Source organism: uncultured Ruminococcus sp. (assembly GCF_946415235.1).
In the GTDB taxonomy this organism is placed as follows: domain Bacteria; phylum Bacillota; class Clostridia; order Oscillospirales; family Ruminococcaceae; genus Ruminococcus.
Map to the genome: position 1 here is coordinate 31,848 of NZ_CAMKRR010000007.1, position 15,637 is coordinate 47,484.

Consider the following 15,637-nt stretch of genomic DNA (forward strand, 5'->3'; position numbering starts at 1 on the left):
GAGCTTACGCTGTGACTATGCTGTCAGCCTTGTGGAGCTTGAGCTTCTCAACAGCCTGTTCTCTCATCTTGTATTTGAGTATCTTTCCTGCCGCATTCATTGGGAAGCTGTCAACAAAGTCAATATATCTCGGACACTTGTGCTTAGCCATACGTGCAAGGCAGAATTCCCTTATCTCCTTTTCGGTAGCGGTAACGCCGTCCTGAAGAATGATGCAGGCCATTATCTCCTCGCCGTAATCCTCATCGGGAACGCCTATTACCTGTACATCCTTTACCTTGGGATATGTATAAAGGAAGTCCTCTATCTCCTTGGGGTAGATATTCTCACCGCCGCGGATTATCATATCCTTGATACGGCCTGTTATCTTGAAGTATCCGTCCTCGGAGCGGCGTCTTGCGAGGTCGCCCGTATGGAGCCAGCCCTCGCTGTCGATAGCAGCTGCCGTAGCCTCGGGCATTTTATAATAGCCCTTCATGATGTTGTAGCCTCTTGCTACAAACTCGCCGTCAACATCATCGGGAAGCTCTTCATTTGTCTCGGGATCAACTATCTTGCACTCTACGCCGAAGATAGGTCCGCCGACAGTATTGACTCTCTGCTCGATAGAGTCTGTGGTCTTGCTCATGGTAGTTGCAGGTGAAGCCTCTGTCTGTCCGTAGGTTATGCATATCTCGCTCATGTGCATCTTCTCGATAACTTCCTCCATAGTCTTTATGGGACACGGAGAGCCTGCCATGATACCTGTTCTCATATGCGAGAAATCCGTATTTTCAAAATCCTTATGGCCCAGCATTGCAATAAACATTGTAGGTACGCCGTGGAAGCAGGTTATCTTCTCCTGATTGATACAAGCAAGTCCCTTTCTCGGAGAGAAGCGTGTTATAGGTGACATAGTCGTGCCATGCGTCATGGAAGCGGTCATTGCCAGCACCATTCCGAAACAGTGGAACATAGGCACCTGTATCATCATGCGGTCTGCGGTCGAAAGATCCATGCAGTCGCCGATAGCCTTACCGTTGTTGACTACATTGTAATGTGTGAGCATTACGCCCTTGGGGAAGCCTGTAGTTCCCGAGGTGTACTGCATATTTGCCACATCATGGATATCAATTGTCTTTCTTACGCGCTCCACCTCACTGTAGGGAACGTTCTTTGAAAGCTCAACAGCTTCTTCCCATGTATAGCAGCCGCTGTTCTTTGAATCGACTGTGATAACATTCTTGAGATAAGGAAGTCTTGCGGAAACGAGCTTGCCCGGTTCGCAGGTATCAAGCTCGGGACAGAGCTCCTTGATGATATCCACATATTTTATATCCTTGATGCCGTCTATCATTACAAGGGTCATAGTATCGGACTGTCTCAGCAGATACTCAGCCTCGTGGATACGGTATTCGGTGTTCATGGTAACCAGTACAGCGCCTATCTTTGTGGTCGCCCAGAAAGTAATGTACCACTGGGGAACATTTGTAGCCCATATAGCAACATGATCGCCCTTCTTCACGCCCATTGCCAGCAGTGAACGCGCAAAGCTGTCAACATCATCGCGGAATTCGGGGTAAGTTCTTGTATAATCAAGCTCTGTATAGCGGAAAGCATACTGATTGGGGAACTGCTCGCATATACGGTCGAGGATATCGGGAAATGTATAATTGAGGATACGCTCCTTGGGCCACGGATACTGTCCGTCGCCTCTCATATTTGTCTGAAGAGGATGCTTGTGAGACTTCTTGTAAGGAGCCATATACTCTGCAAACTGCGGTATAACTATACCTGCGTCGCTGAGATCTCTTGCCCAGCGCTTTACCCATTCAAGAGAGATATAGCCGTTGTAGTTTATAGTGTCGAGGGCTTCTATCATAGCCTTTACAGGGATATCTCCCGTGCCCATGATGCGGTATTCTACCGTACCGTCCTCACGCATGACGCTGTCCTTTACCTGTATGTACTTTATATACTCACCGAGGTTGGCAACAGTAGTCTCGGGAGCTTCACCGTGATAGCGGTAAGGATGATGCATATCCCAGAGAGCAGCCACCTTGCGGCTCTTTACATTGTCAAGGAGCTTTGCAAGACGAGCGGTATCCGAGTATACGCCGTTTGTCTCAACAAGGAGAGTAACATTGTATTCCTCTGCGATGGGAACGAGCTTTTTAAGAGCTTCCGCTATATACTCATCGTCAACTTCATCCTGAGGATCGGGATTGAGATCGGCAAGTATCCTTATGTAAGAAACGCCCAGCTTGCTTGCAAGCTTTGCGTACTCTGTTATCTCTTTTTCTGCTTCCTGATACTTGTCCTTGAATTTAAGGCAGGCACCCGAAGACAGACATGGTATTTCAAGGCCCAGAGACTGAAGCTTAGCAATAGTGGCAGGTAGCTGAGCCTCGGTAAAAGGCTGAGCCTTGACAGAGAATATCTCGTTGCCGAGTCCTCTGATCTCGATTCCGTCGAATTTGAAATCCTTTGCCATTGAATAAATGTCTGTCCACGACCACTCGGGACAAGCAAGTGTTGAAAATCCGATTTTCAAAATAATCATTCCTTTTCTTTTTTGGTATTGCTATGTTTCAAATCATCTGTCTCGACCTGAAGCTCTTCGGCGATATACGCCGACCTGTCAAAACCCGAAGATGTCATATATGCTTCCGCCTGCTTTTTTGTTTTGAAGCGGCGGGCAAACAGTTTATTATATACGGAAAAACGCGGAGAAACAACAAACATTTCCTTAGGGATATGTCTTATGATCCAATCCAAAGCCAACTCCCCCGATCAGAAAAGCTTATAATACAATACTCCGAACCATTCCCTTACCCAGTATGTGGGGAGCAGATACCATCTTGTCTTTGCCGATATATTATTCGACTCTATTCCTGTGCGTTCCGCCAGCATATCTGCTCTGAGCTGGTGAAATCCGTCCGTAACTATGGTGATCCGCTGCGGAAGTCCGTTCTCATCAATTATTTTCTTGGAAAAGCTAAGGTTTTCCTCCGTATTGACAGACTTGTCCTCCATAAATATCCTGTCGGGGGATATACCTTTCTCAACAAGCCAGTCCTTCATGCACTGAGCCTCGCTTATGGACTCGTCCTCTCCCTTGCCGCCCGAAACGACCGCCTTTACGCTTTCATGCTCCGAAAGATAATCGTATGCGGCTCTCAGTCTCTGTGCGAGCATAAGGCTCGGAGCTCCGTTCCTTACCTGACACCCGAGTACGACCACCGTTGTATTCTCGTCCTTTGGTCTGTCATTTGCGGCTTTTATCATAAATACGCTTATAACTGCGGCAGCAACAACAGCCGCAGCTGTAAACAGACCTGTTATGCAAAGCGCTGTCCTGCCGAGAGGCTTCTCCCAGCATCTTGCCACAAGCGAGCAAAATCTGTCCCAAAACAGAAGTATCAGCGCTGTAAGCATTGATACCGCCATTCCGGCGCAATTGCCCAAATTAATGATATGTCTCGATACGGGAAGAAGAAAAACAAGGAACAAACAGAAAAATGCAGCGGCAGAGATACATCTTGCTGCCATTTATGCTTCCTTGCTCCTTGCAGCAGCAAGCTTAAGTATCCTGTCAAGGTTTTCCTTTGTAGTGGTCTCGCTGCCGAGATGTGTGGGGACCTTATTGTACAGTCCGTGGAAGTCGGAGCCGCCCGTTTCGATAAGATCGTATTTTTTCGCTATTGCCGAAAGCTTCTTGCGGCATTTTTCATCAGCGGAAAAATGTCCTATCTCGACGCCGTCGATCTTGCCGTTCTTTGCAAGCTCCTCAAGGAGCTCAAGATTGTCGTACTGTGCGGGATGAGCCATAACAGCGACACCTCTTGCAGTACGTATAAGGTCAACGACAAAATTAACGTCGGGATACTCTCTTTCCACATAGCATGAACCGTCTTTGGGGTTGAACAGCTCGCGGTCAAGCTCTCCGTAAAATTCAAGGGCATAACCGTAGTCGATGAGCGCGCGCATGATATGCTGCTTGAAAATACTCTTTGAAGCAGTTGTACGCTTGAGGATACTTTCCTGAGTTATGGGGAATTTAGCCATGACCTTTTCGATCATTTCCTTTGAGCATTCCTTCCTTATCTCGCAGGATTTAAGGCAAAGCCCTTCAAGTCTGTTGGGCTTTGACGGTGCATAGCAAAGTATGTGCACCTTGCTGTTTCTTTCCTTGTCCCACGCTGAGAGCTCAACGCCGTGAAGTATCTTTATACCTGCGCGGTCGCCAAGTACATCGGCTCTTGAAAAAGATGCCATGGTATCGTGATCGGTAATGGAAAGCCAATCAATGTTCATTCGCTTCGCCTGAGCAATGACATCCTCAATACCAAGCGAGCCGTCGGAAAGCGTGGTGTGACAGTGCAGATCGCAAATCATACAGTACCTTCTTTCGCCGCTTTTTTCGCGGCAGGATATTAGTAAAATTGTATTGGTGAAACGCTTCTTTCAGAACATAATCGCAGTTTTTTCTGCAATTATAATAATAACGCTAATAATTATACCACAAAATATTTATTATTTCAAGCTTTTTCACTAATTTTTACATTTTTATCATATTTTATATAAAGAAGTATACCGAAACGGCAGCTATTTCACTGTAGTTTTGCGTAAAGCTCGCTCTTTCTGAAACCTGTCTCCTTAGCCACGGCTTTGCAGGCTTCCGTTGGCTTTTCTCCCATTCCGATAAGCCTGTTCACCTGCTCCATAGCCTGCTCTATGGTTATTTCTTCTCCGCTTCCCTCACGGGCTCCCTCAAGCACGAGTACGAACTCCCCTTTCGGCTCGTTATCATTATAATACTCCACAGCCTCCGCAAGAGTCAGTCTCAGGACCTCCTCATGCACCTTTGTAAGCTCGCGGCAGAGCGATATCCTGCGATCTCCGCCGAAAAACTCCGCAAGATCGGACAGAGTTGTTTTCAGCTTGTGGGGCGCTTCATAAAATATCATTGCCGCCGTTTCGTCACGAAGCATTTCAAGGCGCTCCGCTCGCTCCTTTTTTAGCACAGGTAGAAATCCCTCAAAGGTAAAGCGGCGGATACTGAGCCCCGATACTGCAGCTGCCGAAACTACGGCGCTGGGTCCCGGAACTACCCTGATGTCTATATTGTTCTCGGCACAGAGCTTTACAAGGACTTCACCGGGGTCGGAAATACATGGCATACCTGCGTCGGTAACAATACCGCAGCTCTCACCTGCGAGAAGCCTGTCGATTATGCGCTGTGCATCGGCTTTTGAACTATGCTCATGGAAACTTATGAGCTGCTTTTTTATCTCAAAGCGATTTAGCAGCTTCAGTGTGACTCTCGTATCCTCAGCACAGATAAAATCCACAGCTTTAAGGGTATCGAGCTGCCTTATCGTTATATCATCAAGATTTCCTATGGGTGTTCCGATAACGTAAAATGTTCCGCTCATAGCTGCTCCTTTCCTGTGTCGTATATCTTCTGAAGCTCTTCCGAAAAACCGTCCCCGCTTCGTATGTAGAGCTGAGGCTCGACCTTCATGAACGGCTTTGAACCCTTTTTTCCCTCGATAAGGAACAGCCATGGAGCTTCATCGGCGTTTTTCGATACGAAACGAAGTCTTTTCGGCTCTATATCGTGGCTTTTCATTGCAAATACAACGTCGCTCAGACGCTCGGGACGGTTGCAGACACATAGTCTGCCGCCGAATTTCAGCAGCTTCCGAGCAGCCTCGCATACGTCATCTATGGTGCACATGATCTCGTGGCGGGCTATCTTCTGAGCCGTTATGATGCTCTGAAAGCCTGCATTGTTCACCTTATACGGCGGATTGCAGGTCACAAGGTCGAGCTGACCGAGAGGCGCCCCATCCCACAGCTCCTTAAGGTCGGCGCACACAGGAACTACCCCTGAAGTCTCGCTCCTTTCAAGTCCGAGACGGAGCTGCTCAACAGCTCCCTCCTGTATATCCACGGCATAGGTTATCTGCGGCGGCATTTTCTTCTGCATGATGAGAGGTATTATACCGCAGCCCGTACCGAGGTCGCAGACCTTGTCCTTGGCACGGTACTGTGAGAAGTCTGCCAGCAGGAAGGCGTCCGTGCCGAAGCGGTGATCGCTGCTGGCGCAGACGTAAATTTTATCAGTTAGCTTTTCATATTTGTATTCCATTTTATTTTCCCTTTAGCTTTTCCACATTCAGATAAAGCAGATTGTCAGGTAAGAACTCATTGTTTATGTAACATCTGAAGTCATGGGAGATATATTTTCCGAATCTCTGCCAAACTTCACCGTCATCTGTAAGGTATTCAAGCACAGTCACTTCCACGGCGTTTACAACATCTTTGTCGCCTTTCCGCCACATTTCCTCGATCACGCTGCAGTAAAGTCTTATCACATCAGGGCTTTGATCTGATTTAAGCAGCACCGTAAAAGGGATGTCTGTCATATCTCCTGCCAGAACGTGCAGCAGTACTTTTCCGTACATTTCCATATGCCTGTCATATATCTTTCTGCCGTCGGGAAACTTTTCGGCAAGCATTTCCGCACATTCATTTATATCCATTTTTTCACTCATGATATCTCAACGCTTTATCTTTTCATCATTACAAGGTATTCTGTAGTTCCTTCTTCATATTTCTTTATATCTGTAAGGTGAAAACCATGCGCTTCGTAGAAGCGGACAGCATCAGTGTTTTTTTCTATTGTCCATAAATAATTGACTGAATAGTTTTCTTTGGCATATTTGATCAATTCCGAGCCGACTCCCTGACCCTGAAAGAAATGATCGACATATAATTCGAGGATCTCTTCTTTCTCTATGCGGATAAGCCCTTTTACAATACCGTCATCGTACAGGAACATATTGTTAAGAAAGCCGCTTTCAATGTACTTTTTAGCAACAGGAAGCACTTGTAATTCACCGAATGAATATGCGTCGTCATTAAATATCGAGCGATACTTCATTCTTTTTGCAAACACAAGTATCTCCGCGATTCTCGAAGCGTCTTCTTCTGAAGCCCTTCTGATATGTGGCTCATTAACCCTGCTGATTTTTGGCATATCATCGCTGTTATGTATCATATCAAGGGCTTCTGCCATTTTTACGCACTTTGCATACCTGTTCTTCCACATGAATTCGTTATAGTAGCGGCAGGTCTGCTCCGCCGTCATAAATTCATTATCAAAGGTGGAGTTGCAGTATTCGGGAACTATCATCTCAAAACCATGCTCAAAACCGCACTTAACTGTTGCATCTATGCAGTAATCCGTCTGCAAGCCCGTAACTATTAGCCGTTTCACGCCTTTTTTATGAAGATATCCAAGCAATCCGCTGTCACGGAAGGGACTGTTCACAAACTTATCGAAAAACCGCTCCCCAGCTTCGGGAGCAAAGCCGCTGTAGATATCAAAGCCTGTATTGCCCTTTGATAGGGACTGACCCTTTCCGTCGTCATGGCGGACATATATGACCTCAACACCTTTTTTTCGGGCTTCGGCTATGAGAGTACGGACATTCGGGATAAAACTGTCAAAGGCATACAGCTTTTCCGTGGTTATGAGCTCCTGCGCGTCTATAACAAGAAGTGCTGTTTTCGTCATTTTATAGTTCCTCCGCCCACAACGATATCACCGTCGTACAGAACTACCGCCTGCCCGCTTGTGACAGCCCTTTGCGGCTCGTCAAATTCCACCATGTACTCACCATTTCCCATATATGAAACGACTGCAGGCTGCTCCTGCTGACTGTAGCGCGTCTTTGCGGTAACACGCATGGGCGATTCCAGCTTTTCCACGGATATAAGGTTGAAGTCATCGGCAATTAGGCTTTTTGTGTACAGGTCGGCTTCTTCTCCGATAGTGACCGTATTCGCCTCAATATCCTTTCTTACCACGTAGGCAGGATGTCCGAGAGCAATACCGAGTCCCTTTCGCTGACCGATAGTATAATTGATGATGCCCCTGTGCTCACCGAGCACATTGCCGTTCATATCCACAAAGCTTCCGCAGGGCGTATCACAGCCTGTAAATCTGCGTATAAAGGCTGCGTAGTCACCGTCGGGGACAAAGCAGATATCCTGACTGTCAGGCTTTTGTGAATTTACGAGACCTGCGGACTCGGCAAGCTCCCTTACCTGAGTTTTTTCAAGCTTGCCAAGAGGCAGAAGAGTATGTGCAAGCTGCTCCTGAGTAAGCGCATACAGCACATAGGTCTGATCCTTGCTGCGGTCCTTTGAGCGCTTGAGCAGATAACGTCCCCTGTTTTCATCATACTCAACCACCGCATAATGTCCCGTAGCTATATAGTCATAGCCCAGCTCCTGCGCTCTGCGGAGCATTTTATCGAATTTCACATGGCGGTTGCACTCGATACACGGATTCGGCGTCATGCCGCGGAGGTAGCTGTCCGCAAACTGCTTCATTACGTGCTCACGGAAGTTATCCCTGAAATTGAACACAAGATGCTCAAAACCGAGCCTGTATGCAACGCTCCTTGCGTCCTCCACATCGGAAAGCGCACAGCAGGTCTTGCCCTCCTTCTTTGCTTCGGATATATCCTCATCGGAAAAAAGCTTTAAAGTTACTCCCATGACCTCATAGCCGCTGTCACGCAGCAGCATAGCTGCCACGGAGCTGTCAACTCCGCCGCTCATTCCAACCATAACCTTTTTCATTTATCCGCTCCTCCCGAAAAAGCAGCGGCGAACCTCGCCGCCTTAAACTATGTTCATTATCTCGTCCATTGAATCCACGTAATAGTCCGAAAGCGCTATAATACTGCTCCTGTCGGCTTCCGCCACGCTGTCGTAGACTCCGCAGACCGTAAAACCCGCTTCCTTTGCCGTTTCTATGCAGTGAAGCGAATCCTCCACCACAAGCACCTCACGCGGCTCAGCTCCGAAGTACTCCGCACCTCCGAGAAAAATATCGGGGAAATTCTTTCCTGCGGGATATTCCACATCTGTGAGCAGAAAGCGGAAACGGTCATATATCCCGCAGCGCTTCAGCGCTGCTTCCGCAAGCCTCTTGTATGTAGCAGTAGCGATACCGTAGGGTATACCGCGGCTGTCAAGGTAGTCAAGAAGCTCCTCTACATGAGGCTTCAGAGGTATCTGCTCCTCATAGCGCTCCCTGACCATATCCTCTATGCGCCATATAACGTACTCTTTTGTGCATTTCAGCCCGAACCTGTCTATGAAGTACTGCGACGACTCGTCAACAGTCATTTTCTTTACCACATCCGATACCTCGGCGGGCGGGTCGGTTATTCCGTTCTCTATGAGAAATTCGCGGTCTATGCTGCTCCATACAGTCATGGAATCAAGCAAAGTACCGTCAAGATCAAAAATTATTCCCTTTATCATTTAGACTCCCGTTTTTTATTCCATATCTATCATTATTTTTGCCCTGTAATCCTTTTCGGCGGAGGTAACTGTCTCAAGTGCGAGGCCGTAAATATCCGAAGCTCTTATCTCGAGCTCCGCAAAGCGCTCCGCAGTATCGCTGAGCTGCGAAAGCTTTGCAATAGACGATGCAAAGGGTATCTTTGCCTTGTCCTTTGCACGGGCAAGCACCTCCCTGCCCCTCTCATTGAAAGCAAGTATCCTGCCATAAGGCGGGAGCTGCTTCATATCCTCCTTTGTAACGCCGATGAGAAGATCGAGCATTATCCTTCTTATTCTTGCCATTGTGTATCTCTTGGTCTTGACCGTGAAAAGCAGCTCGTCTATCGAGCCAGCCATCCTTGCGCCGTAGATCCTGTGCTCAAGCCCCTGTCCTACGTCGCATATCTGCTCTATTTCCTCGATCGTGCTGCTTCTCAGCTTATACAGCATTACTCTTTCGAGCCTGTTCAGTGAGGCGATCTCTCCCTTTGATACGGCAGTTTTCACAGCTTCTGCCCACTCAGGCGTCATGAACTCGTCCACAGGAGCTCCGCGGCCGATCATATCGCGTATATTTGAAGCGCTTGCAAAGCCGTTTTCGGTCTCGCCGCAGTCATGGGGAGCGTTTATGCGCTTTACCGTAAAGGGCTTCATATGCGAACCGAACTTCTTCAATGCGCGTAGATATTCCACGGCAAGGGTATTGTTAGGCTCGGCGATTATCGCCGCTGCCTCTGCGTCGTAGCCGTTCACCACGGAGTTAAGTGCCCGCGGATAGGTATAGCCCTTTTCCATTATGCTCCTTATCTCTTCGGCGTGAGTTAAAGCAGCATTATCCACTGTTTCCATGGCTTTCAGCAGTTTTTCCGTGTCGCCGCACTCGCTGCCGAAGGAGAGCTCGTCAACAGCTCCGAGAGAATCGAGAAGATATACCGCTCCCGAAGCAAAATTCTCGGCGGAAGCAAGACAATACTGAACAGGAAGCTCTATCACAAGGTCTGCTCCCGAGCGGACGGCAAGACGGGCTCTTTCAAGCTTGTCTATGACCGCAACATCACCGCGCTGGACAAAATTGCCGCTCATTACCGCAGCTACGTGAGTAGCTCCGTTTTCACGGGTCCTGCGTATATGGTAAAGATGTCCGTTGTGGAAGGGATTATATTCGCAAACTATACCGCTGACTTTCATTTTACTACCTCTCCTGCCAAATTTCAATGATTTGAACTTATTTTTTATTTCCTCTACATATTATTTATGGATTTTTCATCCGTTTTGGGCGTTTTGTTAAACGGAGCCCTCATTTTTTGCTGTATCCGAAGCATAAAATGCTCATTTTTATACTGCTTTTTACCCTGTATTATCATCTTTTCAAAAAAAATACTTGCAATTTTCCAAAAATAGTATATAATAATATATGCAAAATATTTTTTGAAAGGAATTTTAATATATGATCATCTTAGTTGTTAATGCGGGAAGCTCTTCCCTGAAGTATCAGCTCATCGACATGAGTGATGAAAGCGTTATCGCAAAGGGTAACTGCGACCGTATCGGTATCGACGGACATATCAGCCACAAGACTGCCGACGGAAGAAAGCTTGATGAGGACTGTGCATTCCCGACTCACACAGAAGCATTCATGAAGCTGGTCGACTGCCTTACAAAGGGCGACGCAAAGGTTATTGACAGTATGGATGCTATTTCTGCTGTTGGTCACAGAATAGTACAGGGCGCAGACGTTTTCGACAAGTCTGTTCTCGTTACAGATGAAGTTATTGATAAGATAGACGAGCTCCGCGAGCTTGCTCCCGTACATAATCACGCTCATGCCCTCGCTCTCAGAGCCTGCAAGAGCGTAATCCCCGCAAATGTACCTCAGGTAGTTGTATTCGATACAGCTTTCCACCAGACAATGCCTCCCAAGGCTTTCATGTTCGGTCTCCCATACGAGGACTATGAGAAGCTCCACGTAAGAAAGTACGGCTTCCACGGCACATCTCACAGATTCGTATCCAAGGCTCTTGCAGAGGCAATGGGCAAGGACGTCAAGGACCTCAAGATCGTTTCATGTCACCTCGGAAACGGTTCTTCCATCACAGCTGTTGACGGCGGCAAGTCAGTAGACACATCTATGGGCTTCACACCTCTCGACGGTGTAGTAATGGGTACAAGAACAGGTTCCGTAGATCCTTCTGCTGTTACATTTGTTGCTGACAAGCACGGATTTACTCCTTCACAGATGAGCGAGTACATGAACAAGAAGTCAGGCTTCCTCGGAGTATCGGGTGTAGGTTCTGATAACAGAGACATTCAGGAAGCTGCAAACAACGGCAACAAGAAGGCTCAGCTCGTTTCCGATATGCTCGCATATGAGATACAGAAGTACATCGGTGCATACACTGCTGCAATGAACGGTGTAGATGCTGTTCTCTTCACAGGCGGTATCGGCGAGAACTCATGGGAAGTAAGAGAGCAGGTATGCCGGAACATGGATTACTTCGGAATCAAGATCGACGAAGCTCTCAACCGCACTATCAGAGGCAAGCTCACAAAGATCTCAACTCCCGATTCAAAGATCGAGGTATGGATCGTTCCTACAAATGAGGAGCTCCTCATCGCAAGAGATACTCTTGCTCTCATTTCCAAGTAATTATAACATATCAGGATAAAAAAAGCAACAAAGACCTGCACTTAACAGTGCAGGTCTTCTTTTCGGATATCATAAAAGGCGTTCATAAAGAACGCCTTTTTGACTTATATGTGACTTCTTACAAGCTCGTCGTGACAGATTATCGTTGTACGCGACGGGTCTATCTTGTCCTGTTCAAGTATCACGACTCCGATAGAATCAGCTTTTATTATACCGCCCCTCGGATTTCTTATACTGTCGATATTTCCGATTATCTCCGCATTCACCATGGAATACTCAAATGCAAATGAAGTATTCGGGAGCTTGCAGTTCTTCATCATAAGATTATCTATATAGCACATTCCCTCACGGCTCTCGATAGTGCAGTTGATAAGGGAAATATTCTTTGAATTCCAGCCGAAGCACTTGCCCTTTATAGTCGAATTGTAAATAACTACATTTTCGCTGTTCCAGAAAGCGTCACGGCAGTCTATGACCGAATCGCGCACCGTAACATTGCGGACACCGTCGAAGGCGTATGCACCTGCAAGCTCAAGACCGCTTATCTCCATGCCGTCGCAGTCCATGGCGAAATAATCGCCGTTTACCTTTACTCTGTCAATGCGTACATTATTGCATTTCCACAATACCTCGTCGCCGTTGGGAAAGCTTACATTCCTCAGACTTATACGGTTGCAGCGGCGGAAGCACTTGGGAGCCTCGATGATGATATCATCTGCATTGACCTCCTTTGTGTACCATACAGCCGCTCTGCCGTCCTCTGTCATCATGCAGTTTTTCATCTTTATCATCTCGCTGTGCCATAACGGGAACTTTGACGAAAAAGTACTGTCTGCAAGCTTTATGTAGCTGCTGCGCTTAAGCGGAGATTCACCGTAGCCGAATGAAGTACCGCTGATATTGAGTCCATCTGCCTGATAAAGAGCTCTTTCCCCCGAAAAATGCTCATTACGGATCTCTTTCATAAATCTCACTCCTTATTCCTTATCATTAAGACATTAAAATATCCAATGATTTCATATTGTATTATATCACACTTTTTGTCTAAAAGCAACATTAATTCTAAAATAAAACTTAACTAATTGTTAATGACGCAAAAGAGATAACAATAACTTATTTATTTTACATTTTACATCTTTTTGATGTGCAACGCTTTACATATGTGCTCCGTATGTGTATAATGAAAGCAGAACGTATACGCAAAGCTTTTTATACAAGGGGGTGGGACAATGAGTGAACACGAAATAAAGCTGATGCTGCAAAAATCGAAAAATGACGGCTTTAAAGCCTTGTTTGACGAGTACTGGAGCTACGTATATACCATTGTGTACAACACTCTGCGCGGTATGGCAAGCCGCAGCGATATCGAGGACTGCACGGCGGATGTTCTCAGCGATGTGGCTCTGAGCTACAACGCTGACCATGCAGGCTCTCTCAAGGCATATATCGGAACTTCCGCAAAGCGTCGGGCGATAGACATGAAGCGCTCTATTTCATCAAAGAAAAATGTCCCGCTCAATGACGAAGGCTCTCCCGAGCTGCCGTCCGACGTTGATCTCGAAGCACAAGCCGAAAGATCAAGCATATCCGCTATACTGCTCCGTAAGATAGAAGAGCTGGGCGAACCCGACTCCTCGATAATAATACAGAAGTACTTCTACGACCGAAGCTCTGCCGAGACAGCAAAGGTACTCGGAATGAATCCCATAACCGTTAGGAGCAGACTGCACAGGGCACTGAAAAAGCTGAAAGCAGCTCTTGCGGATATGGATATCACATTGTAAAGGAGGATAATTATGAAAAGGAATATCTCAGATATAATGCATAACGCCGATGATGAAACGATCGAGCGTATCGCAGATAAAAAGCAGGCTGCCGACAGCAGGACTGCCGACCGCATTTACCGCAAGTGCATTTCGCGCTTGGGAACAGACGCCGAACAGGTCGAGGTGTTCGAGGCGGAGACTGTCCGCAGAGCTCCAAGATTTTACCCTGTTTTTGCCGCGGTATTCTGCCTGATAATTATATGCGGCTCTGTTGCGGCAATGCTTAAGTTCAAAGCTCACGCCCCGCTGCCCGAGGACAATGATCCGCAGATAATGGCAACGGTAACTACTGTGACCGAAACCACAGAAGTCACAGGTACTTATATAACTGCAAAAACATCATCAAAGACCGATGCTGCTGCAACTTCCGCAGCATCAGCAGACGATAAAACCGCTGTAACCGAAAAAACAAGTGCCGCAAACAGCGTTCGTGAAACAGATACAAACGCCAAAACCGTTACAGTTCTCGTAAACGGCACTACCGCAAAGAAGACCACAGTTTCAAAGACAACAAAAACAAGCAGGACCACCACGACCACAACAGCCCCTTCTATAATAAATCAGAAACAAAAACTGCTTACAACAAAGGATATTATTGAGCTTGCAAAGAAGGGCGACGCTCTCACATGGTCAGACTTCGAGGGATATATCCATGAGGATGTCGGCTCAGGTATCTATATATGGGAATTCAGAATCGAAGAGGGCAGCGGCTATACTCTCCGTGTAGGCGGTGTACCGCCTCAGAAGCCTTCTTATATCATGCTGTACCGCGGTATCAATACAGCGGACTACCCAAGCATCAACGGTATAGATATTCAGAACGGCACAGATATCAGATACGGTGATGTCAGCGGCTTCATTGACGCTCAGCAGAAGCCTGAACCTGTTTCGCAGATACTGGGAACAAAGCTGAGATACGGCAGTGATCTTATTGCCGACGGTATACAGAGCCTTGAGGTGTCAAATACCATTTATAACAAAAACGCCGCCGAAAAGCTTACATATGACCAGATAAAGCAGATACTACCGCTTATCATGAAAGTTGAGCTTATTGAGAAAAGCAATTCCTATCAGACAATGAGCATAAACTACAGCACGATAAAAATAACCACTCATAACGGAAGCAGTGCAACCCTTGTTAAACAGGGAGGTTACTTTATTATCGACGGAGAAGGATATAAAGCTGAATCCGCATCAATGAAGGAGCTTGACCAGTTCATAAATACGATACTGGCAAATGCGAAAGCTCCCGAAAACATTGATCTAAGCGGTCATAGTGTATGGTGCTGGCATGATTTCTTTTTCTCAAATTACGATATGCGTAATTTAAACGAAAGCATAAAGGTTTCAGCTTTCCCCGATACTACGTTTTCATGGGTCGGTATGGACTACGGCATTACAATATACAAGAACGGAACAGTTGCTGCGTCGTTTGGCGGAATGCCTTTATGGAGTGCCTATTTCACAGACCTTAACGGCGACGGTTCTCCCGAGCTGTGCATGACAGTTTCATTTGGCAGCGGCATGGTCGACGAACACATAATCGTTTATGACCTGCGAAATGAAAAGGAATACGCTCTTTGGGAAAGAATGGAATACGATTACGTTCTTTTTATAGAAAACAATGAATTGTTTGTCCGCAAGACCGATGCCGAAAGCCTTTTAAACACCGACATGATAAATGATATGAGTATCGGCGAAAAGGGCAGACTCAAAATAAACGGCAATGACAAACTCGTATTCGACCCCGTTTCATAAAAAACAGCAAAAGCAGAGAAGCTCCGCATATCGCGGAGCTTCTCTGCTTTTATAG

At 46.7% G+C, this 15,637-nt stretch carries 15 protein-coding genes and 1 pseudogene; 3 read left to right on the forward strand and 13 right to left on the reverse strand.

The window, feature by feature from the left end; genetic code table 11:
* Positions 1-4: 4 nt before the first annotated feature.
* From Q0R37_RS03330 to Q0R37_RS03385, 12 genes and pseudogenes are all read right to left on the reverse strand, one after another.
* Positions 5-2,533 (reverse strand): AMP-binding protein, encoded by a 2,529-nt coding sequence (locus Q0R37_RS03330; RefSeq protein WP_294751179.1) that lies wholly within the window; start codon positions 2,531-2,533, stop codon positions 5-7.
* 5 nt (positions 2,534-2,538) lie between these two features.
* Entirely contained in the window at positions 2,539-2,757 is a 219-nt protein-coding gene (locus Q0R37_RS03335) for a hypothetical protein (protein ID WP_294751182.1), read from the reverse strand.
* 15 nt (positions 2,758-2,772) lie between these two features.
* The gene (locus tag Q0R37_RS03340; RefSeq protein ID WP_294751184.1) at positions 2,773-3,531 is read right to left on the reverse strand and encodes a YdcF family protein; all 759 of its coding nucleotides are present in this window, start codon (positions 3,529-3,531) and stop codon (positions 2,773-2,775) included.
* Positions 3,532-4,377 carry a PHP domain-containing protein gene (locus Q0R37_RS03345; protein WP_294751186.1) on the reverse strand — a complete coding sequence of 282 codons (846 nt, stop codon included), beginning with the start codon at positions 4,375-4,377 and terminating at the stop codon, positions 3,532-3,534. It abuts the gene before it with no gap.
* Between the two features lie 215 nt (positions 4,378-4,592).
* Entirely contained in the window at positions 4,593-5,417 is an 825-nt protein-coding gene (gene rsmI, locus Q0R37_RS03350; protein WP_294751188.1) for a 16S rRNA (cytidine(1402)-2'-O)-methyltransferase, read from the reverse strand.
* A complete protein-coding gene (locus tag Q0R37_RS03355) occupies positions 5,414-6,136 on the reverse strand; it encodes a methyltransferase (RefSeq protein ID WP_294751189.1) in 723 nt (240 codons plus the stop codon). Before Q0R37_RS03355 ends, rsmI begins: the two co-directional genes overlap by 4 nt.
* Before the next feature lies 1 nt (position 6,137).
* Positions 6,138-6,530, reverse strand: coding sequence for a hypothetical protein (locus Q0R37_RS03360; protein ID WP_294751192.1), 393 nt, complete (start codon positions 6,528-6,530; stop codon positions 6,138-6,140).
* 26 nt (positions 6,531-6,556) lie between these two features.
* Positions 6,557-7,066, reverse strand: a complete 510-nt coding sequence (locus tag Q0R37_RS03365) for a GNAT family N-acetyltransferase (RefSeq protein WP_366517394.1) — start codon at positions 7,064-7,066, stop codon at positions 6,557-6,559.
* A pseudogene (locus Q0R37_RS03370) lies at positions 7,043-7,567 on the reverse strand (cysteine hydrolase family protein); the annotation flags it as partial. The pseudogene Q0R37_RS03370 and the gene Q0R37_RS03365, both read right to left, overlap by 24 nt.
* On the reverse strand, positions 7,564-8,640 hold the full coding sequence (mnmA, locus tag Q0R37_RS03375; protein WP_294751194.1) for a tRNA 2-thiouridine(34) synthase MnmA: 1,077 nt from the start codon (positions 8,638-8,640) through the stop codon (positions 7,564-7,566). The pseudogene Q0R37_RS03370 and the gene mnmA, both read right to left, overlap by 4 nt.
* A gap of 42 nt (positions 8,641-8,682) precedes the next feature.
* Positions 8,683-9,330, reverse strand: coding sequence for an HAD family phosphatase (locus Q0R37_RS03380; protein ID WP_294751196.1), 648 nt, complete (start codon positions 9,328-9,330; stop codon positions 8,683-8,685).
* Between the two features lie 15 nt (positions 9,331-9,345).
* Positions 9,346-10,539, reverse strand: a complete 1,194-nt coding sequence (locus tag Q0R37_RS03385; protein ID WP_294751199.1) for a nucleotidyltransferase — start codon at positions 10,537-10,539, stop codon at positions 9,346-9,348.
* A gap of 259 nt (positions 10,540-10,798) precedes the next feature.
* Between Q0R37_RS03385 and Q0R37_RS03390 the strand changes: the two genes are divergently transcribed.
* Positions 10,799-11,998, forward strand: coding sequence for an acetate kinase (locus tag Q0R37_RS03390; protein WP_294751202.1), 1,200 nt, complete (start codon positions 10,799-10,801; stop codon positions 11,996-11,998).
* 104 nt (positions 11,999-12,102) lie between these two features.
* On the opposite strand, the gene Q0R37_RS03395 is transcribed toward Q0R37_RS03390, so the two are convergent.
* A complete protein-coding gene (locus Q0R37_RS03395; protein ID WP_294751205.1) occupies positions 12,103-12,963 on the reverse strand; it encodes a DUF3737 family protein in 861 nt (286 codons plus the stop codon).
* 264 nt (positions 12,964-13,227) lie between these two features.
* Here Q0R37_RS03395 and Q0R37_RS03400 point away from each other — a divergent pair, with 264 nt between their 5' ends.
* On the forward strand, positions 13,228-13,782 hold the full coding sequence (locus Q0R37_RS03400) for a sigma-70 family RNA polymerase sigma factor (RefSeq protein ID WP_294751207.1): 555 nt from the start codon (positions 13,228-13,230) through the stop codon (positions 13,780-13,782).
* Between the two features lie 12 nt (positions 13,783-13,794).
* Positions 13,795-15,582, forward strand: coding sequence for a hypothetical protein (locus Q0R37_RS03405; RefSeq protein WP_294751210.1), 1,788 nt, complete (start codon positions 13,795-13,797; stop codon positions 15,580-15,582).
* The last annotated feature ends 55 nt before the right edge of the window (positions 15,583-15,637 follow it).